General features: G+C 52.6%; 20 protein-coding genes. 12 read left to right on the top strand and 8 right to left on the bottom strand.

What is annotated here, in order from left to right; genetic code table 11:
• Position 1: 1 nt before the first annotated feature.
• The gene (locus tag QQJ87_RS07770) at positions 2-307 is read right to left on the bottom strand and encodes a hypothetical protein (RefSeq protein ID WP_284281008.1); all 306 of its coding nucleotides are present in this window, start codon (positions 305-307) and stop codon (positions 2-4) included.
• Positions 308-367: 60 nt separating this feature from the next.
• Here QQJ87_RS07770 and QQJ87_RS07765 point away from each other — a divergent pair, with 60 nt between their 5' ends.
• Positions 368-829, top strand: a complete 462-nt coding sequence (locus QQJ87_RS07765; protein WP_284281007.1) for a hypothetical protein — start codon at positions 368-370, stop codon at positions 827-829.
• The gene (locus QQJ87_RS07760) at positions 826-1,242 is read left to right on the top strand and encodes a carboxymuconolactone decarboxylase family protein (RefSeq protein WP_284281006.1); all 417 of its coding nucleotides are present in this window, start codon (positions 826-828) and stop codon (positions 1,240-1,242) included. Before QQJ87_RS07765 ends, QQJ87_RS07760 begins: the two co-directional genes overlap by 4 nt.
• Position 1,243: 1 nt before the next feature.
• Here QQJ87_RS07760 and QQJ87_RS07755 read toward each other — a convergent pair whose 3' ends face one another.
• On the bottom strand, positions 1,244-2,020 hold the full coding sequence (locus QQJ87_RS07755) for a ferredoxin--NADP reductase (RefSeq protein WP_284281005.1): 777 nt from the start codon (positions 2,018-2,020) through the stop codon (positions 1,244-1,246).
• 204 nt (positions 2,021-2,224) lie between these two features.
• Between QQJ87_RS07755 and QQJ87_RS07750 the strand changes: the two genes are divergently transcribed.
• The gene (locus tag QQJ87_RS07750) at positions 2,225-3,193 is read left to right on the top strand and encodes an alpha/beta fold hydrolase (RefSeq protein ID WP_284281004.1); all 969 of its coding nucleotides are present in this window, start codon (positions 2,225-2,227) and stop codon (positions 3,191-3,193) included.
• Positions 3,194-3,208: 15 nt separating this feature from the next.
• On the opposite strand, the gene QQJ87_RS07745 is transcribed toward QQJ87_RS07750, so the two are convergent.
• Positions 3,209-4,456 (bottom strand): DUF445 domain-containing protein, encoded by a 1,248-nt coding sequence (locus tag QQJ87_RS07745; protein WP_284281003.1) that lies wholly within the window; start codon positions 4,454-4,456, stop codon positions 3,209-3,211.
• 152 nt (positions 4,457-4,608) lie between these two features.
• Here QQJ87_RS07745 and QQJ87_RS07740 point away from each other — a divergent pair, with 152 nt between their 5' ends.
• The 3 genes from QQJ87_RS07740 to QQJ87_RS07730 all read left to right on the top strand — a co-directional run bounded on the left by QQJ87_RS07740 (position 4,609) and on the right by QQJ87_RS07730 (position 8,359).
• On the top strand, positions 4,609-5,868 hold the full coding sequence (locus tag QQJ87_RS07740; protein ID WP_284281002.1) for a DUF445 domain-containing protein: 1,260 nt from the start codon (positions 4,609-4,611) through the stop codon (positions 5,866-5,868).
• 78 nt (positions 5,869-5,946) lie between these two features.
• On the top strand, positions 5,947-7,323 hold the full coding sequence (locus QQJ87_RS07735; RefSeq protein ID WP_284281001.1) for a hypothetical protein: 1,377 nt from the start codon (positions 5,947-5,949) through the stop codon (positions 7,321-7,323).
• A gap of 4 nt (positions 7,324-7,327) precedes the next feature.
• On the top strand, positions 7,328-8,359 hold the full coding sequence (locus QQJ87_RS07730; protein ID WP_284281000.1) for a DUF2804 domain-containing protein: 1,032 nt from the start codon (positions 7,328-7,330) through the stop codon (positions 8,357-8,359).
• A gap of 44 nt (positions 8,360-8,403) precedes the next feature.
• Here the strand turns inward: QQJ87_RS07730 and QQJ87_RS07725 are convergent, their stop codons facing one another.
• Positions 8,404-8,568, bottom strand: a complete 165-nt coding sequence (locus QQJ87_RS07725; protein ID WP_284280999.1) for a rubredoxin — start codon at positions 8,566-8,568, stop codon at positions 8,404-8,406.
• A 32-nt stretch (positions 8,569-8,600) separates the two neighbouring features.
• Positions 8,601-9,077, bottom strand: coding sequence for a rubrerythrin family protein (locus QQJ87_RS07720; RefSeq protein WP_284280997.1), 477 nt, complete (start codon positions 9,075-9,077; stop codon positions 8,601-8,603).
• A 245-nt stretch (positions 9,078-9,322) separates the two neighbouring features.
• On the opposite strand from QQJ87_RS07720, the gene apbC reads away from it, so the two are divergent.
• The 5 genes from apbC (at position 9,323) to dcd (ending at position 13,528) form a co-directional block, all read left to right on the top strand.
• Positions 9,323-10,411 carry an iron-sulfur cluster carrier protein ApbC gene (apbC, locus tag QQJ87_RS07715; RefSeq protein WP_284280996.1) on the top strand — a complete coding sequence of 363 codons (1,089 nt, stop codon included), beginning with the start codon at positions 9,323-9,325 and terminating at the stop codon, positions 10,409-10,411.
• Between the two features lie 12 nt (positions 10,412-10,423).
• Positions 10,424-11,395, top strand: coding sequence for an alpha/beta fold hydrolase (locus tag QQJ87_RS07710; RefSeq protein WP_284280995.1), 972 nt, complete (start codon positions 10,424-10,426; stop codon positions 11,393-11,395).
• A gap of 63 nt (positions 11,396-11,458) precedes the next feature.
• Positions 11,459-12,322 carry a periplasmic substrate-binding domain-containing protein gene (locus tag QQJ87_RS07705; RefSeq protein ID WP_284280994.1) on the top strand — a complete coding sequence of 288 codons (864 nt, stop codon included), beginning with the start codon at positions 11,459-11,461 and terminating at the stop codon, positions 12,320-12,322.
• A gap of 70 nt (positions 12,323-12,392) precedes the next feature.
• Positions 12,393-12,917: a hypothetical protein gene (locus tag QQJ87_RS07700; RefSeq protein WP_284280993.1), complete on the top strand. Its 525-nt coding sequence runs from the start codon at positions 12,393-12,395 to the stop codon at positions 12,915-12,917.
• 44 nt (positions 12,918-12,961) lie between these two features.
• Positions 12,962-13,528, top strand: a complete 567-nt coding sequence (gene dcd, locus QQJ87_RS07695) for a dCTP deaminase (protein ID WP_284280992.1) — start codon at positions 12,962-12,964, stop codon at positions 13,526-13,528.
• Here dcd and QQJ87_RS07690 read toward each other — a convergent pair.
• Positions 13,509-14,648 carry a hypothetical protein gene (locus QQJ87_RS07690; RefSeq protein WP_284280991.1) on the bottom strand — a complete coding sequence of 380 codons (1,140 nt, stop codon included), beginning with the start codon at positions 14,646-14,648 and terminating at the stop codon, positions 13,509-13,511. The genes dcd and QQJ87_RS07690 overlap by 20 nt on opposite strands.
• 190 nt (positions 14,649-14,838) lie before the next feature.
• Here QQJ87_RS07690 and QQJ87_RS07685 point away from each other — a divergent pair, with 190 nt between their 5' ends.
• Positions 14,839-17,094 (top strand): arginine/lysine/ornithine decarboxylase, encoded by a 2,256-nt coding sequence (locus tag QQJ87_RS07685; RefSeq protein ID WP_284280990.1) that lies wholly within the window; start codon positions 14,839-14,841, stop codon positions 17,092-17,094.
• Here the strand turns inward: QQJ87_RS07685 and QQJ87_RS07680 are convergent.
• On the bottom strand, positions 17,067-18,296 hold the full coding sequence (locus QQJ87_RS07680; protein WP_284280989.1) for an aminotransferase class I/II-fold pyridoxal phosphate-dependent enzyme: 1,230 nt from the start codon (positions 18,294-18,296) through the stop codon (positions 17,067-17,069). The genes QQJ87_RS07685 and QQJ87_RS07680 overlap by 28 nt on opposite strands.
• Before the next feature lie 7 nt (positions 18,297-18,303).
• Positions 18,304-19,644, bottom strand: coding sequence for an amino-acid N-acetyltransferase (argA, locus tag QQJ87_RS07675; protein WP_284280988.1), 1,341 nt, complete (start codon positions 19,642-19,644; stop codon positions 18,304-18,306).
• Positions 19,645-19,757 lie beyond the last annotated feature (113 nt).

The raw sequence follows: 19,757 nt of genomic DNA, 5'->3' as shown, positions 1-19,757 counted from the left end.
GTTATTCGGTGGCCAGACCAGCCTGTTTCTGCAAATAAGAAGTGGCCTTGTCGAGCCAGACGCCCAGTGCGAGGAACATGTCCTGCTGGCTGAACGAGCAGCTTTCTCCAGAAAACATCGCCGTGCTTTCAAGCCTCTCCAGAATGCTTTCAAGTGCGGCTTCAAAGACCGCTGGCAGTTCTGCCAACACTTGTTTTTCAGCCCTGAAAGCCAGAATCATCGCCTGAGTATTCTCAAACTCGTTGTTTTCTAGTTGATCAGATAAATTTTTAAGCTGTCGAAGCGGATCAACTGGTATGTTACTCATAAGTATCAAAAAGTTTTGTATATTGATGCATCGCCCAGTTTAACGTAGGAGTCAACTCAAATGGATTGCAAACTTGCACTCGACAAAAAATCGACCGTCAATGTCAATTACGAGACGCTGATGAAGGACCTTCAGGCTGTTGAGCCCCTGTTGGCCATTTTCCCAAAGCTGGAAAAGTTGACCAAACTGTCTGCCAATGAATACGAATGGCAGCTCAAGCCCATCGGCGCGATGGGCGTCATGCATGCGGTTCATTACGCGGCAAGTTATCAGGTTGATGCGGCTGCAGGCGTGTTGTCATTCAAGGCCAAAGAAGGGATTGGCAACGCCACCTTGTCGGGTAAATTCGAATTTACAAAAAAGGGCGGGGCTGTTGAAGTAGAGATTGAAATCAACGGACAACTGAGAGACATCAAGGTGCCCATGTTGCTGCGTGCGGCGACGCCAGGGTTCATTAAAACGATGTTTGAAGGTCTTGTTGATCGCTTTATGGAAAAAATTGGTGAGAAATACGCATCATGAGTGAATCAAAAAAGCCTGCAAATTATGACGCGGGCAAGGCAATGAGAAGCAAGGTTTTGGGTGCAGACTACGTGTCCCGCTCTGTGTCCAATCCGGATGATTTTGCCGCGCCGCTGCAAGACGTGGTCACCAGCCATGCCTGGGGAACCGTGTGGACCAGAGAGGGCCTGCCGCCCAAGCTGCGCAGTCTGGCAACTGTGTCGATGTTGATTGCCCTGAACCGGCCCAACGAACTAAAGCTGCACATGCGCGGGGCGTTGAACAATGGCATTACGCCGGATGAGTTGCGCGAGTTGATCATTCACGCCAGCGTGTATTGCGGTTTTCCGGCCGCGATGGACAGCATGAAACACGCCAAGGCCCTGTTCGAAGAACTGGGCCTGATGGGCAGTGACGGCGTGATGAAAGACTGAGTTACTTCTCGACGAAGGCGCGTTCGAAGACGTAGTCACCTGGTTCGCCAACCCCTGGTGACACCACAAAGCCCTTGTCGTCCAGAATTTTGCGAATGTCTGCCAGCATGCTGGGGCTGCCGCAAATCATGGCTCGGTCTGTTTCTGGATTCAGTGGGGGCAGGCCGACGTCTTCGCACAATTGGCCGCTTTCCATCAAGGTGGTTACGCGGCCAACGGTGCGAAACTCTTCCCGTGTGACGGTTGGGTAATAGATCAGCTTTTTCGCCACGTCTTCGCCGAAAAATTCATTGGCTGGCAATTCCTGGGTGATGAAATCGCTGTAAGCCAGTTCGCTGACGTAGCGTACGCCATGCACAAGAATGACTTTTTCAAAGCGTTCATACACTTCAGGGTCTTTGATCAGACTCATGAACGGTGCCAGACCCGTTCCGGTGCCAAACATGAAGAGGTTTTTACCAGGCTTCAGATCGTCCAGAACGAGCGTACCTGTGGGTTTTTTGCCCACCAACACGGCGTCACCCACTTTCAGGTGTTGAAGTCGCGAGGTCAGCTTGCCGTCTGGCACTTTGATGCTGAAAAATTCAAGGTGTTCTTCGTAGTTTGCACTGGCAATACTGTAGGCGCGCAACAGCGGTTTGCCTTCCACCTCAAGGCCAATCATGACGAAATGGCCGTTGTGAAAGCGCAGCCCGGGGCTGCGTGTGGTTTTGAAGCTGAACAGTGTGTCGTTCCAGTGGTGAACTTCGGTAACTTGCTCTTGAATCAGGTTAGACATGTTTTTCCTGCTGAATCTGGGTATTTCGAATTGGGCACATGATATCGCAACACCCGAAAATTGGCTTCTAAGTGATTCTATTTTTTAGTTATTTGCTTATTTAGGGCGTCGCTTCTAATTTGACTGTCCCAGTCTGTACTGTAGAGCGGTTATAAAGACCGTGTAGTCCTGAATTTTAACAACTCCTACAAGGGCCTGCCCACCATGACCGAGACAACACCCAACGAACAGTTCAAGACCCATCGCATCGTCCATTCGGACGACGTGGACCTGTCCGTCAACTCCTATGGTGAGCCGCACAACCCAACCATTGTTTTTGTGCATGGTTATCCAGACAGCAGCGAGGTCTGGGCACCTGTGGTCGAAATATTGAAGCACCGGTTTCACGTGGTGACGTACGACGTACGTGGGTGTGGCGATTCCACTGAACCCGACTGGATGTGGGGGTATTCGCTGCAGGCGCTGTCCAGCGATCTGCAGGCGGTAATGCGCACTGTGTGTCCGACTCAACCCGTGCATTTGGTGGCGCACGATTGGGGCTCAATCCAGACCTGGGAGAGCGTCACTGATTTCAAGCTCAAGAATCGCATTGCGAGCTACACCTCAATCTCCGGCCCTTGTCTTGATCATGTGGGTCAGTGGATTCGCAGCGGTTTGGCGTCCGGGAAGCTCGACAAAACAGGAAAGGTTCTGAATCAGCTAATGCACTCTTGGTACGTGCTGGCTTTTCAGCTGCCCCTGCTTGCGCCCTCCGTGTGGCGTTTGGGCCTGGACAAAGCCTGGCCCAAAGTGCTGAAGAAGCTTGAAGGGCTGGATGATCCTGAGGTGTCTGAGACGCAGCGCCGCGATGGCGTCAATGGCATTAACCTGTACCGCGCGAACATGCTGCCACGCATTGTGAATCCGCGAGAGCGCAAAACAGAGGTGCCTGTTCAATTGTTGGTGCCTACCCAAGACAACTATGTGTCTGCACCTTTGGTTGAATCTGCTTATCCGTTTGTGGAACAGCTGTGGAGAAGGGACATTGATGCGGGGCACTGGGTTGTAAAAACGCATGCCGAGTGGGTGGCCAACTGTGTATCCGAATTTGTGGAGTTTGCCGAGACCGGACGGGAGAACCCGAGTTTGGCCAAGGCAAGAGTGCAGGCAGATCAAGCCTCAATCGAAGCTTGATCGACTGGCTGGGGCTTAATGCCCCAGCACCCCAAGGTGAACCATGGCAGTCAATTGGCCTTCACCCACCAGAAAGCCCAAAATTGCCCCCACCATAATCAATATCCATTCTTCCTGCTTGAACACGGGGCGCAACAGGCCTTCAAACTCCAGTGGAGTCATGGCTTGCATGCGTGAACCCACAATGTTCTCGATGTCCAGCGCGGTTTGCACATAACTTTCGGCGTGCATGATGACATCCTGAAGACGTTCCATCAGCATGCTGGCCGTGTCGCTTTTCATTTGCTGAAAGGTTTCAGCGCCAACCGCCATCACCACGAAGGGCTTGACGATGCTTGCCTTGCTGTCGACCATTTCACGCACCCGGTCATCCACCATGGCTTGCACCCTTTCCGACAAAGGGCCTGCAACCAATTCACCAATGATGGTTTGTGGGGTCAAAATGTCCGTGGCGATAATTCGCGCATAATCAGCAGCCACTTTTTGCTGGCGCTTTAAAAACAGGCCCTGGATGGTGTACGAACCAAATGGAATCGGCTTCTTGGGCTCAAACAGAATGTTCAAAGCCACCCAGTCGGAGATAAAACCCACCAGAAAACCAAATATGGGCAGAATCAATGGCTCTTTGAGTAGCACCCACAAGATCATTTGGACCAAGCCGATCATGAAACCAAAATACAAACCGGACACACCAAAGAACTTGAATTCCTCGCGACCGACTTCTTGAAAGATGCGATTTAGCAGGTGCTTGTCATTCATCAGAATGCGAATCACCAGCTCTTTGAGGTTGAGAATCTGGTCGATGTTGCTCTTGATGTCCTCCATCACGCTCGCGATGACATTGGGAACGTCTTTTTTGACGCGGTCAATCAGCTTGCGCTGGGCAAAATTGGGAAGACTTTCCCACAGTCTGGGCTGGTGCTTGGACATCACTTCACGAATGATGCTTTCGATGACTTCCATGGCAGGGCCTTCCAGCTCCTTGCCTAGTCTTTCTGAGTCGAGCCCTGCAACGACCTCTTTGACAGACACCAGCTTGGTGGTGATGGTGTCCACGGCAATGGAGGCCATCCGAAGGGCGTTTCTTGGCACGATGCCTTGCCATCCAAAAATGGGTTTGATCCCGATGAAATTCATCGGGTAGAACATCATTTTGACGGCTGCAATTTTGGTGATGTACCCGAGGAGGGCAGCAATGATCGGGATGGACACGTAAATCAGATAATTTTTCTGAACATCAGCAATGATGTTTTGCCAGTCCATTAGGTTGCTCCTCGTCTCGTATTAAATTTTGTTGTTAAAGTAATGCTGCTTGAGCTTCAGCCATACAGGCGAATAGTATAACGAGCCAACCTGACTACCACGGGCGCTTGTAAAAGATACACCACTTAATTATTTACTCGAAGGACGCCATTTTGGATTTACTCGCATACCATTTGGTATTGCCAGCGTGGGCCACAATTTTGCTGGCCGGATTGGCGGGCCTTTTGCTCGCGTGGGGCTTTCAGGCTGCCGCATTGTGGCTCATGTTCAACCCTCAGGAATTCAAGGGCATCCGCATTCCCCTGTTTCGCAAGCTTGGTCTGCATCAACTGGGGCTGGAGGGGCTTGGCTGGCAGGGTTTGGTGCCCCATCAGCGAAAAATCATGGCTGAAATTGCGGTGCGTCTGATGACGCACAAACTGTTGCCTCTGGACGAGATGATCAGGCGGATTCCCGCGCAGGGCCTCTCTGACCGCTTGACGCCTCCCATGCAGGAAACAGCCGATCATGTGCTTCGCGAGGTCATGCTTCGACACAAACCCACCCTTTGGGAAAGCCTGCCCAGTTTTATTCAAAGTGCAGTGTCGACCCGCGTGCGTGCCATTGTTCCAGGGGTGTCCAGGCAAATCATTCTTGATTTGCAGAAAAAGCCGGCCTACTACCTCAGCCTGAAAACACTGGTTGTGGATGTGATCAGTTTCAAACCCATGTTGATTGTGGATCTCTTCAAGAAAGCCGGCCGCGATCCGATGAATTATCTGAAACGCTTTTCTTTGTATTCAGGCTTGATTGCGGGTTTAATCGGCGGTGTTCTGTATGTAGAACATTTGAAGTGGTATTGGGTCTTTAGTGTAGTGGGTTTTTTAGGATTATTAATGAATAAACTTGCATTAGAAAGTTTGTTTTTTCATCCCAATCACGGCAGGATTCGAATCGGTAAATTTACAGGTTTTTTCTTTCGTGCTCAAAATCACATTGCTGAACTGTTTGCCGCCACTGCCGCCCGTGAAATTCTCACCTCTGAAAACATCGTACTGGCCTTGTGCCGGGGCCCCAATTCCAAAAATTTGTCATCGCTGATTGATTACCACGTGCAACGCGCGATTGATTTGGAGTCCAGCGGGATCAAGCCTCTGTTGGTGACGTTTCTGGGGGCTGAGGAATGGCGTCTGCTCAAGCGTGATGCGGCCTCCATTTTTGCCAACAAGCTTGAATCGCACCTGATGGCTGCGCGCGTCTACCTGGGTGATTCCCTTCGAATCGAAGAGGTTATTCACGAGCGTCTGGTGAACCTTCCTCCCCTTGAATTCGAGCGCGCACTGCGTCCGGTCTTTTCAAGATACGAGTGGATGTTGCCGTTAATAGGGGCATCCTGGGGTGGCTTGCTGGCTGGCCTGATTCATTTTCTGTGATTTCTCTGACACCTTGAATCCATCCCGGCAGTGTCAGAGTATTACCTACAAATTCACACACAAATCCGAGGAGTCGACATGGCAGAAAATCAGGTTGTTGGCAATGTAAGCCAAATTGAGGGCGAGGTGGACGTACAAAGGGACGGCAAAACCATCGCCTTGAAAGCAGGCGATGCTGTCCGCGTGGGCGACGTAGTCACCGCAACTGCCAATGGCCACGCCAGCATCACAGTGACCAATTCTGCCGGCGAGCCTGTCGGAAATCTGGTGTTGTCGCCCAACGGCAGCGTTTTGGCTGATTTACCCAAGGAAGCCGGACAAGAGGGCTTTGTATTTCAGGCTTTGACACCCGATGGTGTTGTGCTCACTGATGTGGATCCGGACTACGCCCAGTTTGTTCAGTTGCAAGGTGGTGAAGGCGGCATGTTTGGCCTGTTCGGTGCGGCCGGTCTGCTGGGTGGAAGCAGTGCTGCCGCGGTTGGCGGTGGTGCCCTCGGCGTTGGTTTTCTGGCTGCTGCGGGCGGCAGCGGGTCTGGATCATCTAGCGCAAGTGGTTCTGCCGGTGGATCTGTCAGCACGCCTGACAATGGCGGCCCCATCAACAACAACACTGGCACCACCAACACACCCCTGGATGCAGTCATTGATCCAGTGTTGAGCACTTTGAATACAACACCGTTGAATGTGCTGTCCGTGCCGCTGGGTGATGCACTCAGCTCGGGTTCGGATGCACTGATGAGCGCTTTGCCGATTGACTTGTCGGGTGGCGGTTCCGGTGGCGTCAGTGGCGGAATCACTGGCACACCGCTGGACACAGTGCTTGATCCAGCTTTGGGCACCTTGAACGCCTCACCTCTGGGTGTGGTGACCCAACCTTTGACCGATGCCATTGGCATGGGTGCCGACACGTTGATGGGTGGTTTGTCGTCCGGTGGATTGCCCTCAGGCTTGCCAATGGAATTGCCCGGCACAGGGGGCTCTAGCGCACCTGTCACCGGAACACCCTTGGACGCGGTGCTCAGCCCCGTACTTGGCGCACTGAACAGCAGTCCACTGAGTGTGGTCACTCAGCCGTTGACAGACGCTTTGTCAACCGGCGCGCACATGCTCACTGATGGTGGCCTGCCATCGGGTTTGCCAACAGACATTCCTGGAGCCGGTTCGACAACAGGAACAACCGGAACCCCCCTGGATGCTGTGGTTGACCCAGTGCTGAACACACTGAACAACAGCCCGTTGGGTGCTGCCACTCAACCCGTTTCGGATGCCCTGCACACGGTTGCCTCTGCACTGAGTTCAGGCAGCTCAAGTCTGCCTTCGCCCAGCGGGTTGCCGATCGATACGTCCGACTCGCCAGTCGATCTGGGTAGCGTGACCAGCAGTATTGGCAGCCTCCAGCAGGCGCCATCGGCCGATTCCCTGACACACCTGCTCAGCGGTCACTTGCCAGTCTGACGACATGCCTCCGGCACTCCGGGAATTGATACGGGCCGACGGAACGCCTCATTTCGGTCGATTTGAGGTGCCCCCCGGTCTGATCAATTGGCAAGACTACGACGCCAGAGACGCCATGGGTGCGCCTAGGGCTTCTTGGGCCAAGCCCTTTTTGTTCAAGCACTTCGATTTTTATGGGGTACAAAGCAGCCAGTTCAGTTTTGGTTGCGGGCTGGTGCGCCTCGGTTACATCAACACGGCTTTTGTGTATCTGTACAGCTGTGCCACAGGGTTGGTTCATCACAGTTTTGATTTGCCTCTGGACATCGGCTTGACCTGCGACCTGCATCCCTACGGCGAATCAGGCTGGATTCACCCTCTCAAAAGCAACCACTGGGTCAAGTCTGCCCGCACTCCCAACAGTCGCAGTCTCCAATTTCATTGGGGGGCCAATTTTCATGGGGCTGTTCAGATGTCACTGTCTGAAGAAGACCAGACCCTGTGCATGAACACGCCGGTTTCGAACACTGGATTTGCCTATGCCCAAAAGACCAGTGGCGTGCCGGTCAGCGGGGAGCTTGTGTACAAAGGTCAGCGTTACACTTTGGACCCTAAGACCGATGGTTGCTATCACGATTGGACCGCCGGATTTTTAAGGCGCGACACCTTCTGGAACTGGGCGTGCGCCACGGGTAGGTTGGGTCTGGATGGGCCATTGCTGTCTGTCAATCTCGCCAATGGCGTGAATGAAACCTGTGCTCAGGAAAATGTGCTGTGGATCAACGGAAAATTACACAACCTTCCGCAGGTGTTTTTTGAATACCGACGAGACGATGTTCTGTCGCCGTGGTTGATTCGTTCAGCGTGTGGCGCTGTTGATTTGCGGTTTGTTCCGTTTGACGCCGTAAGAGACCATCGAAATTTTGTCTTGCTGGCCAGTCGGTTTAATCAGTGTTTGGGGGTGTTTTCAGGCCTTGTGCGATACGCGGAAGACCAGGACGCGCTTGAATTGGATGGCTTAAAAGGCTGGTGTGAAGATCACTTTGCACGCTGGTGAATGAAAAAACCCCCGACTTGTCAGGGGTTTTTTGAGGCAAAGGCTTACACTTCAACCATCTCAAAATCCGATTTTGCGACGCCGCAGTCGGGGCAGAGCCAGTCCGCAGGCACGTCCGCCCACGCTGTACCGGCCGCGATGCCTTCAGAAGGAAGGCCTTGCGCTTCGTCATAAGTAAAGCCACAGACAATGCATACATAAGTTTTCATTTCAATTCTCCAGTGTTCAATCTTTCAATCTTTCAGGCCGTGATGTTATCAAGATGTTTTTGATAATTGTTGGCGTGGCGCTCTTCTACGCGGGTCAAGGCATCAAAACGTTTCTGTGCTTTGGCCAGAGACGCCTGGAAACGCTCGGCGTGCTCTTTTGACTCGGCGATCTGCTCGTTCATTTCCTTGACGGCGCTGGAGTTTCCGTCTGCCTCGGCCTGCTTGCGAAAGCTGGGATACATTTCGGTGTATTCGTACGTTTCACCGGCAATGGCAATTTCAAGTGCTTTTGCAGGTGTCATTTCAGCGGCGGGGTACAGCAAATCGAGATGGCCGAAGGCGTGCAGGATTTCTTGTGCTGCGGTTTCTTCGAACACCTTCGCTGTTTCTTCATCGCCTGCAGCGCGGGCCAGCTTTGCAAAATACTTGTACTTGATGTGCGCCATGGATTCTCCGGCAAAGGCTGCTTCAAGGTTTTCCCAGGTTTTGATTTCGGGTCGCTTGCTCATGTTTGACTCCTTGTGAATGGGTAAAAAATTTCAATGGATCCATTTTACAAAGTTTGATAGATAAATACAATCAATAATTAAAAATTAATAGATTAATAAAAGCTATCGCAGATTTTCGTGGGCAGCTAGGGATTACCTGATGGTTCGCCACCAGGAATTTTGCGGATTTCACACCCTGAACCCGTGAAAAACAAGCTAGACTCTGTGCTGGAAAAGAACGCTCTACAGAAGCTAGGAGAACAGGTATGTCAGTAAGTGCGGACACGGTGCGCGATGCACTGCGCGGTGTCATTGATCCAAACCTCAACAAGGATCTGATCACGGCGAAGCTCATTAAAAACATTCAGGTGGATGGGGGCGATGTCAGTTTTGACCTGGAACTCAGCTATCCCGGCAAAAGCCAGATTGATTCAATTCGTAAAAGCGCAATTGCAGCGGTGCGCACGGTGGCTGGTGTTGAAAATGTGAGCGTGAATGCGTCCATCAAGATTCTGACGCATGCGGTTCAACGTGGTCTTAAGCCCATGCCCAACGTCAAAAACATCATCGCAGTTGCCTCTGGTAAGGGTGGTGTGGGCAAAAGTACCACGGCCGTCAATTTGGCACTGGCGCTGAGTGCAGAAGGCGCGCGGGTTGGCATGTTGGACGCTGACATCTATGGTCCTTCACAACCAACCATGCTGGGCATCACTGGGCGTCCGCAGTCTGCAGACGGACAGATTATCGATCCCATGGAAGGTCACAACATTCAGGCCATGTCCATCGGGTTTTTAATTGACGAGGACACACCGATGGTGTGGCGCGGCCCCATGGTCACCAGCGCACTTGAGCAGTTGCTCAAGCAAACCAACTGGCAGGATCTGGACTACCTCATTGTGGACATGCCACCGGGTACTGGCGACATTCAATTGACCCTGTCACAGAAGGTGCCGGTGACTGGTGCCGTCATCGTGACCACGCCGCAGGACATCGCTTTGCTGGACGCCCGCAAGGGTCTGAAAATGTTCGAGAAAGTGGGTGTTCCCATTTTGGGCCTTGTGGAAAACATGGCAATCCATGTATGCACAAACTGTGGTCATCAAGAACACATTTTTGGAGAGGGTGGTGGCCAGAAAATGGCTCAGGATTACAACCTTCACTACCTGGGTGGCTTGCCTTTGGACATTCGAATTCGCCAGCAGGCCGATTCCGGAAAGCCCACTGTTGTTGCCGAGCCAGACGGTGTTTTGGCGAAAACCTACAAGGAAATTGCGCGCAAGGTGGCCATTCGAATTGCCGAGCAGAGCAAAGACATGTCCTTGAAGTTTCCGTCCATCGTGGTTCAAAACACCTGAGGTCGCTCACGCATGTTCTGCACCTTCGGGCAAATTGCAAGACCACCCTGTGGTGCGGACCGTGCGGCATACTGGACTGAACCTGCGGCCACCATGGACTTTGGTGGCAATCTGGCCGTTTGGGCCGAACACGGTATGCAAGAGAGCACCAGCAGGCCCTGGCTGGTCCTGCATGGCGGCCCGGGCGGACGATTAAGCGCCGCCCAAATTGCCCCCCTGAGGGCCAACGGGGTTCCCTGGTTTGGCTTTGACCAGCGCAACAGCGGCCTTAGCGAAGATCTTGATCTGAATTGTGTAGACACTCAGCGACTTCTTGACGATGCCCTGTCGCTGGCTGACGCACTCGGCATTGAGCAGTTTCATGTGCTTGCGGGTTCGTGGGGCGCGTTTTTGGCCTTGCTTTTAGCGGCCGATTGTCCCGATCGCATTGCATCGCTGGTGCTGCGGGCGCCTTTTTTGCCTCTTCAGTCCAGAGTGGATGCCTTTTTCCACCAATTGGAGGCGCAAGATCCAGATCGGTACAATCAGTGGTTCGGTAAAGGTGCACATACGCATGCAGTTTGCCAAAGACTGCTGTCTGCCCCCCCTGAAGATCAGCTGGAAATGTGCAGGCTTTGGTCACAGTTGGAAAACCAGCTTTTAAGCGTCAAAACGGCTTCAAAGGCGGCGACTTCGACCGGTGGAAATCAAGATCTTTTGCTGGTCCGAAAGTATCGTTTACAGGCGCATTTCCTGTTGCATGATTGTTTTGTGACCCCCAATTTTCTGAATGAAGTGGGCCATTCTTTAAGCCTTTCCGGTCTGCCCGTGACCATTGTCCAAGGCCTGATGGATACAGTCTGTCCGCCAGGTGGAGCCAGGTTTCTGTCGGAACTGCTTCCAGGGTCAAATTTGATTGAGCTGTCTGACACGGGTCACCTCGCCGAGAGTGGCCGTATGACTGAATGCCTGTCTCGAGCGGTGCTGTCTCACTCCAGTCAGTGACCCTTTGCAAGATTGTCATTGTCAAGGCCTACACTCTGGCGTTTTGAACGCGCACTCCACACCATGAATTGCCTTGTTAAAGCCTGTTTTTGCGTCGCGTCCTCCGTTTTCCTGTTCCTGACGCTCATTCCTTCGGCTACCGCCACCAGCCATGAAAATGAGAATGTGGAAATTTCCTCGCAGTGCCTGCAGCCAGTTGCCAATGACCTGTATCAGGTGGCCTGCACCCAACCAGACGGAGACGCGCATGAAGTCTGGGTTATTCCGGGAAGTACACACTTGACCGTACTGCTCTCCGGGCACCCAGAGTTTAATTCCAGCTGGCCGCAAATTGTCCGACAGCGTTGGCCTGACAAGCAAATTCAAATTCTTGACCTGCAGTCTGATTGTGCGCTGCTCCATGTCAATGAGCGACTCGCAGACTGGTTTTCGATCCCCTTGAGCAAGTCTCCCAATGGCTTGCCTTATTCAATGGATGTGCTTGCCAGCAAGCTGCAATTTGTTGAATTCAAGCGCAGTTGTCAGTCGATGTCGGGAATCGTATTTCCCGGAGGAGGCATCAAAGGGCGCGCAGGAAAGCTCGCTCTCGGTCTGGATATCGGCGCAGACTGGAATTTTCAACTTGAACCCGATGGCGCAGGCGCATGGCAATTGCTCGTGTTTAATCCGAAGGATCAAATTGCATTGATCCCCAGGTTTCTGGACATGGCTGACAGCCAATCTGACAAGTCAGGCCTTGTTTTTAATCGCTTTGCATTTTGGGTGAACCGCCTGCAGGGCGGACAGTACAAAGTGTTCTCCATCCAGGGAGAGGTCTCTAACATGGCCGCTCAGGCCGCATTGGATGTCGCCATTCAGTCTCAGTTGACCGCTGCAATGTCGCAAGTCCGATCGCAAGATCAAGCTTCGATCACTCACTCTCATTGATTCAGGGTATACCCGTATCCCCCTTCATCTGGCTACACTGGTGCGGATCCAGTTCAGCAGGGGCCTGTCCATGCAAAAGCCGTTCAATTCCTCTCAGACCACCAAGATTCCTCCTCGGGTCACTCGTCCTGGTCATGAGCCAAACCAGCCGTTACCCAATGGCTTTTATGCAGCCGAGTCGACGTTGGTTCATGAGTCTCTGAGCCTTGCTGGTTTTCAGTGGTTTGATGGTGACAAGGTCATCATGGGTAAAAAACTTGAGTTTGAGGTGTTTCTGCGTCCTGGGCAGTCCCAAGCTGGTCGGTGGATGGTTATGGGCTTCCCCCTTTATGACATGAATGCCCCCAACGCGGCCGAGGTTTGCCTGCATTTTCTGGCAGAGGCTTTTGCCATGGCACACATGCTTGATTTTCAATATCAGGTAGCGATCAATATGGAAAGCGAAAAACTCGAGTTTTTGATTCAACTCCCCCTTGAGAAGGTAACCGCCTCTCAACTTGGCGAACTGATTCGCACATTCTTTGACGCTTTGGCCGAGACCATTTTGCAGGATTTGTCCGAAATATTGAATCACTTCGAAGCGCATCCACAATAGTCTCAGGTAACATTCCGGTTTGACTCAACCAACTAGAGCCAGCGATGAGCATCAAGTCAGACAAATGGATCCGCAGGATGGCGGAATCCTACGGAATGATCGAACCATTCGAGCCCGGCCAGGTTCGGCATGCCGGCGACCAAAGGGTCATTTCTTACGGCACCTCCAGTTACGGCTACGACATTCGATGTGCGCCTGAGTTCAAGATATTCACCAATATCAACAGCACGATCGTCGATCCCAAGAACTTTGATGAGAAAAGCTTTGTGGATTTCACGGGTGACGTTTGCATCATTCCGCCCAATTCGTTTGCCTTGGCTCGCACAGTTGAATATTTCCGTATACCACGCAATGTGTTAACCATCTGCCTCGGAAAAAGTACCTACGCACGCTGCGGAATCATCGTCAATGTCACTCCGTTTGAACCTGAATGGGAGGGCTTTGTCACGCTGGAGTTTTCAAACACAACGCCGTTACCTGCCAAAATTTATGCAGGTGAGGGATGTGCGCAAGTTCTGTTTTTTGAAAGTGACGAAGTCTGTGAAACCTCGTACAAGGACAGAGGTGGCAAGTACCAAGGTCAGAAAGGCGTCACGCTGCCAAAGGCTTGAATGGTTTGATCGGTTTTTTGCAATCACCCAACCAGCCATGGCCCATTGCAACCTGGGCCTTGGCCACCAGAATCAACAGAAATGCCAGTCCACAGGCGCAGGCCCCTAAGGTTGCCAAACTAAACCCAGTCTGAGACAAAAAGTAGGCCACTGCGGCTGCTACCCCATACATCACGGTCAGAGCGACTCTGGTTCCCAAAGTACGCCCCAGTCGTTTGGCCAGAATTTTTTGACCCACAAAGACACCCAAGTGTTTGTCATACGAGCAAAATGCTTTGTTGACAACGGTAAAGATGACGTTGGCAGAGTGCAGGAGAGCACGCACCAATCGAGAATACTGGTGCCGATTGTTCCACATGTAGTTTGTGCCCAGCTGCCTGCTCGCAGCAGGGCCTGTCGAATCAGACGTATTCCGACTCAAGCGTTCCTTTAAAAACCGCAGCTTACGGATTGCCGTGCCCCCCAATGGTTTTGCCCAACGCTCAATCTCCCGCAGAGCCCGCCCCTTGGCTTTTTCAAGATTTCGAGCGATGAAGGGGTAGAGTTCAGGCAGATTGCCTTCACCATTGGCCAAGGCCTGACGGATTTCTTCTTCGCTGCGCCGTGCGCCCAGTTTGGTTTTTGACAGGCTTAGCGCGATGATACTTAGCATGCAGGACGTAAACATGCATCCACAAGCCACCATTTTATTAACACCAGCGACACCGAAGGTTAACTGACTTGAGACGACTCGTCCTGTGCCCGCGGCTGCAATTTTTGCGAGATCGGTTTTATCCCCACCTGAAATACAATGTCGCGTAAATCGTTCAATCATGCTTGAGACATCGGCACTGGCTTCACCAATCTCTTCGAAAATCGAGGCACATTTGATTAATCGCCGAATGGTCTTGCTTCGAAATTGCACCGGATTGAGCAGTGTCTGATCACCCGCGTGATGGCCACTGCCTGCGGGCTTTGTGCCATTGATTTCTTTGTGTAAGGTGCGGGCGCGCTGATAAGCCAACTGATAGTTTTCGACTGCTCGAAACGCCGTCTTGGCCGCCTGCTTGGAAAACAGGGTGTTGTAGGTGAATGGGTCAGCCTCAATGGGGTGCAATGCTGACAGAGCTTGAACTGCCATGTTTGTTTGGGAATGCGCTGTAACCCGCGTATTGAACTGCTGTTACGTGACAGAACTGTGAACTCACTCTTTGTAGCGAGGGACTGAAAAAATGCGACAAATTGCAGGTGATGTGAATTTGCAGTTGGGTACGCCACCATAACAGGCGATAATGTACGGGTTTAAACAGTGTTTTTTTTCAGGATTTTCAATGAAATTCAACTTCCCGATCGTCATTATTGATGAAGACTTTCGCTCCGAAAATGCATCGGGGCTGGGAATTCGCGCTTTGGCCGATGCCATCGAAAAAGAGGGCATTGAGGTGCTGGGTGTGACCAGCTACGGCGACCTGTCGCAGTTTGCGCAGCAACAGAGCCGGGCTAGTGCTTTTATCTTGTCGATTGACGATGAAGAATTTGGCGCTGGCAGCAGTGAAGAAGTTGAAAATGCGCTGGCAAACCTGAAAAACTTTGTTGAGGAAATCCGTTTCAAAAACTCGGATATCCCGATCTATCTGTACGGTGAAACACGCACCTCGCGTCACATTCCAAACGGCATCTTGAAAGAGCTGCACGGCTTTATTCACATGTTTGAAGACACACCTGAATTTGTGGCGCGTCACATCATTCGTGAAGCGAAGTCCTACATGGATTCATTGGCGCCGCCATTTTTTCGGGCCTTGGTGCATTATGCCCAAGACGGGTCCTATTCTTGGCACTGTCCGGGTCACTCCGGTGGCGTGGCCTTTCTGAAAAGCCCTGTTGGGCGCATGTTCCACCAGTTTTTTGGCGAAAACATGCTGCGCGCAGACGTGTGCAATGCGGTGGACGAATTGGGTCAATTGCTCGACCACACTGGACCAGTTGCCGATTCAGAACGCAACGCTGCACGCATTTTCAATGCGGATCACTGTTTTTTCGTGACCAACGGCACCTCAACGTCCAACAAGATGGTGTGGCACGCCAACGTGGCCCCAGGTGACATCGTGGTGGTCGATAGAAACTGCCACAAATCCATCTTGCATTCGATCACCATGATGGGCGCCATTCCGGTGTTTCTCACACCCACCCGCAACCATTTGGGCATCATCGGACCGATTCCGCTGGAAGAATTCCGCCCCGAGAGCATTCGCAAGAAGATCGAAAACCATCCATTTGCCAGCAAAGCCAAGAACAAAAAGCCCCGTATTTTGACCATCACGCAAAGTACCTATGATGGTGTTTTGTACAACGTTGAAATGATCAAGAGCATCTTGGGCTCTGAAATTGACACGCTGCATTTTGATGAAGCCTGGCTGCCACACGCCACGTTCCATCCGATGTACAAGGACATGCATGCGATTGGCAAAGACAGGCCACGCAGCAAAGACTCACTGGTGTTTGCGACCCAATCAACCCACAAACTGTTGGCAGGTCTGTCTCAGGCCTCTCAAATTCTTGTGCAGGAGTCCGAAAACAGAAAACTGGACAGGCACGTGTTCAACGAAGCCTACCTGATGCACACCTCCACCAGCCCGCAGTACGCCATCATTGCATCGTGTGACATTGCAGCGGCCATGATGGAACCCCCTGGCGGTACAGCGTTGGTTGAAGAAAGTATTTTTGAAGCGCTGGATTTTCGCCGTGCCATGCGCAAAGTCGCTGAAGAGTTTGGGCAAGACTGGTGGTTCAAGGTGTGGGGCCCCGATCATCTGGGCGAGGAGGGCATTGGAACCCGAGACGACTGGATGATTCACGCCACCGACACCTGGCACGGGTTCGGCAAACTCGCCAGTGGGTTTAACATGCTTGACCCCATCAAGGCGACGATTGTGAATCCGGGGCTGGACGTCAATGGCCAGTTTGATGACGCCGGTATTCCTGCCTCAATCGTGACCAAATATCTGGCTGAGCACGGTGTGATTGTTGAAAAAACGGGTCTGTATTCATTCTTCATCATGTTCACCATTGGCATCACCAAGGGCCGTTGGAACACCTTGGTGACTGCGCTTCAGCAGTTCAAAGACGATTACGACAAAAACCAGCCCTTGTGGCGTGTCATCCCTGAGTTCTGCAAGGTGCACCCCCGCTATGAGCGGGTCGGTCTGAAAGATTTGTGCCAGCGCATACACGACATGTATCGCAAGAAAGACGTGGCGCGCCTGACCACTGAAATGTATTTGTCAGACATGCAGCCTGCCATGGTGCCTGCTGACGCCTACGCCAAGGTGGCCCACCGTGAAATTGAACGGGTGCCCATCGATGAACTGGAAGGCCGCATTACCTCGGCGCTGTTGACCCCATACCCACCCGGAATTCCTTTGCTGATTCCCGGTGAAAAATTCAACTCAACCATCGTGGATTATTTGCGGTTCGCGCGCGACTTCAACGCCCAGTTTCCGGGCTTTGAGACAGACATTCACGGCTTGGTGGCGCTTGAAGATGAAGCAGGACGCAAGTCCTATTTCGTGGATTGTGTGAAAACCTGATCCAGTGCGCCCAGCAAGTCGGCTTTGAGGTCCTGCAGATCCTCAAGGCCGACCGCCAGCCTGACGATCGGGCCACCACCCGGATTGCTCTCGTCGAATCGCTTTCTGCGTTCCTCCGAAATATTCACTACCACTGCCAGGCTCTCAGGGCCACCCCAAGAGTAGGCAATTTTGAACCACCTCAACGCGTCTACCCATGCACAGGCTTGTGCGTCAGTGTGTTCGGCTTTCAACTGCACAGCAAACAGGCTGGCTGAACCCGTAAATTGCGTCTTCCAGTTCAAGTGGCCTGGGCACTCGGGCAATGCTGGGTGCAAAACCCGGTGAACGGCTGGATGGTCTTTCAAGGCAAGCGCCAGTTGCAAGGCGCTTTCAGCCTGCGCCTGGTAGCGCACTGGCAATGTCACCAAGCCGCGCAGCACCAATTCACAATCCGACGGGCTGACCCCGAGTCCGTACAGACGGTTTTGTTGTTCGACCGGTCTGAAGGTGTCGGTGTTGTTGCCAAGCACCGCACCCATCAAGACGTCGGCATGACCGCATTGGTACTTGGTCAAGGCTTGAACACTGAAATCAATGCCGAGTTCGAAAGGCTTCAGCACAAGGCCCGCTGACCAGGTGTTGTCAATGGCTGTCAAAATGCCATGTGACTTTGCGATGTCCACAATTTGATGCAGATCCGGTGTTTCGAAAGTCAGAGAACCCGGTGCTTCCGTCCAGATCAGCTTGGTGTTGGGTTTGATCTGGTTCGAAAGTTGCGCGGGATCCATCGGATCGTACTCGTCCACTTCAACCCCAAAACGCGATTTGAGGTTGTGCGCAAATGACCACACTGGCCCGTAGGCGTTGCCTGGTATCAGCCAGTGGTCACCGCTTTTCAAGCAAGCCATGGCCACAATCGAAATGGCGCTTAAGCCGGAAGGGCAAACCAGCGCATGAAGGGTCCCTTCGATGTCGGCCAGCTTTTTACAGAGGGTGTATTGGGTGGGCGTACCATGCAAGCCATAGGAGTAGTCGATCCCCAGTGGGTCAACAGGTCTGCGTTGTTCAGCGGTGCTGCTGAAAAATGTGCTGGAACCCCGATAAACCGGCGTGTGCTGCGATTTAAAACCGCTGGCGTCTACAGGTTCAGCGTGCACAAGCCGAGTGGGCAGTGCCGTGGATTCCAGCGGCTCGTCTGGGTTGCGTTTAAATGTGCTCATGCCGGTGTCACAACTGCTTGATCAGGATTTGCGACTTGCGGGTCCAGTCGTACATGCGCTTGCGTTCAGCGGGTAGCTTCTCAAGGTCACTGAGTACAAAGCCACGCTTCTGGAAAAAATGCGACGTTTGGGTCGTCAACACAAACAGGCGTTTCAAGTTCATCTTGCGTGCTTCCATTTCGACTTTCTTCAGCAATCGCTCACCATCCCCGGTGCCTTGCCAGGTGGGGTGTACCACCAGGCAGGCCAGCTCTCCCATGGATTCGTCTGGGTAGGGGTACAAGGCTGCGCAGCCCCACAAGATGCCATCGTGTTCCAGCACAGTGAAGTGCTCAATGTCGCGCTCAATCCGGTCGCGGCCACGTCGAACCAGCGTGCCGTTGATCTCCAGCGGTTCAATCAGAGTCTTGATCGCCCCAGCGTCATCAAAGGTGGCCTGTCGCAGGCTCTCCAGGTTTTGTTCAGACACCATCGTGCCCACGCCATCGTGTGAGAACAGCTCCAGCATGACGCTGCCGTCGAGCTTCAATGGCACAATGTGGGCTCGTTCAACACCGCCTTGCACAGCCAGAACACAGCATTCCAGGTAATCTTTGGTTTGCTCATCCTGATGCGGGCTTTGCATCAATTCCCGAGCGCGGTCAAGCTCAAGTTCTTCAATCAACACGCCATCTTCGTCGTAAACGCCGTCAATGCTCGACACAAAAATCAGCTTGTCCGCTTTCAATGCCCGTGCGGTGCTGGTGGCCACGTCTTCCAGTGTCAGGTTAAAGGCTTCGCCTGTGGGCGAAAAACCCAGAGGCGACAGCAGCACAATCGCATTGTTGTTCAAACTCTGGGCGATGGCCGTGACATCGATTTTGCGGACCAGACCCGTGTGCTGGAGGTCTACCCCTTCCAGAATACCCATGGGTCGCGCAGTGATGAAATTGCCGGAGATGATTCGCATCGACGAATGGGCCATCGGCGTGTTGGGAAGACCCTGGGAGAATGCCGCCTCGATGTCCAGACGCAATTCGCCTGAAGCCTCCATCGCGCATTCCAGCGCAGCTTTGTCAGTGACGCGCCAGCCTTTGTGAAACTGGGGTTGAATATTGCGAAGCGCCAGTTGTTCTTCAACCTGAGGCCGGGAGCCGCACACCAATACAATGCGCATACCCATGGCGTGCAGCAATGAAAGATCCTGGGCCAGGGTGTTCAAAAAGCCCTGTTTGACCATTTCACCTTCGATGGCGACCACAAATGTTCGACCCCTGAATGCGTGGATGTAGGGTGCAACCCGGCGCAACCACTCCACGAATGTTTGACTGTTCACCGGAAATTCGTCGCTGGTGGGGGTATTGCTCATGTCGTCTTCGAGGTTTCCATAAAAAAGGGAATAAAATGAGGCGTCTTTGACGGGTTATTCGCCGATTATAAGTAACTTGTCAGCAAATCCACGTTTTTTAATCCATTCACAAA

The organism is Limnobacter litoralis (assembly GCF_030160455.1).
GTDB lineage: Bacteria > Pseudomonadota > Gammaproteobacteria > Burkholderiales > Burkholderiaceae_B > Limnobacter > Limnobacter litoralis.
Note: the sequence above shows the minus strand (reverse complement) of the source record. Positions and strands in the feature narration are given on the sequence as shown.

Coding starts and splice junctions, on each gene's coding strand:
- QQJ87_RS07680 (WP_284280989.1), bottom strand. CDS start 18,296: ATGAGCACATTTAAACGCAACCCAGACGAGCCGCTGGAATCCACGGCA.
- QQJ87_RS07765 (WP_284281007.1), top strand. CDS start 368: ATGGATTGCAAACTTGCACTCGACAAAAAATCGACCGTCAATGTCAAT.
- QQJ87_RS07750 (WP_284281004.1), top strand. CDS start 2,225: ATGACCGAGACAACACCCAACGAACAGTTCAAGACCCATCGCATCGTC.
- QQJ87_RS07690 (WP_284280991.1), bottom strand. CDS start 14,648: ATGGCAGTTCAAGCTCTGTCAGCATTGCACCCCATTGAGGCTGACCCA.
- QQJ87_RS07700 (WP_284280993.1), top strand. CDS start 12,393: ATGCAAAAGCCGTTCAATTCCTCTCAGACCACCAAGATTCCTCCTCGG.
- QQJ87_RS07755 (WP_284281005.1), bottom strand. CDS start 2,020: ATGTCTAACCTGATTCAAGAGCAAGTTACCGAAGTTCACCACTGGAAC.
- QQJ87_RS07725 (WP_284280999.1), bottom strand. CDS start 8,568: ATGAAAACTTATGTATGCATTGTCTGTGGCTTTACTTATGACGAAGCG.
- QQJ87_RS07710 (WP_284280995.1), top strand. CDS start 10,424: ATGTTCTGCACCTTCGGGCAAATTGCAAGACCACCCTGTGGTGCGGAC.
- QQJ87_RS07720 (WP_284280997.1), bottom strand. CDS start 9,077: ATGAGCAAGCGACCCGAAATCAAAACCTGGGAAAACCTTGAAGCAGCC.
- QQJ87_RS07735 (WP_284281001.1), top strand. CDS start 5,947: ATGGCAGAAAATCAGGTTGTTGGCAATGTAAGCCAAATTGAGGGCGAG.
- QQJ87_RS07685 (WP_284280990.1), top strand. CDS start 14,839: ATGAAATTCAACTTCCCGATCGTCATTATTGATGAAGACTTTCGCTCC.
- QQJ87_RS07770 (WP_284281008.1), bottom strand. CDS start 307: ATGAGTAACATACCAGTTGATCCGCTTCGACAGCTTAAAAATTTATCT.
- QQJ87_RS07745 (WP_284281003.1), bottom strand. CDS start 4,456: ATGGACTGGCAAAACATCATTGCTGATGTTCAGAAAAATTATCTGATT.
- QQJ87_RS07760 (WP_284281006.1), top strand. CDS start 826: ATGAGTGAATCAAAAAAGCCTGCAAATTATGACGCGGGCAAGGCAATG.
- argA (WP_284280988.1), bottom strand. CDS start 19,644: ATGAGCAATACCCCCACCAGCGACGAATTTCCGGTGAACAGTCAAACA.
- QQJ87_RS07705 (WP_284280994.1), top strand. CDS start 11,459: ATGAATTGCCTTGTTAAAGCCTGTTTTTGCGTCGCGTCCTCCGTTTTC.
- dcd (WP_284280992.1), top strand. CDS start 12,962: ATGAGCATCAAGTCAGACAAATGGATCCGCAGGATGGCGGAATCCTAC.
- apbC (WP_284280996.1), top strand. CDS start 9,323: ATGTCAGTAAGTGCGGACACGGTGCGCGATGCACTGCGCGGTGTCATT.
- QQJ87_RS07730 (WP_284281000.1), top strand. CDS start 7,328: ATGCCTCCGGCACTCCGGGAATTGATACGGGCCGACGGAACGCCTCAT.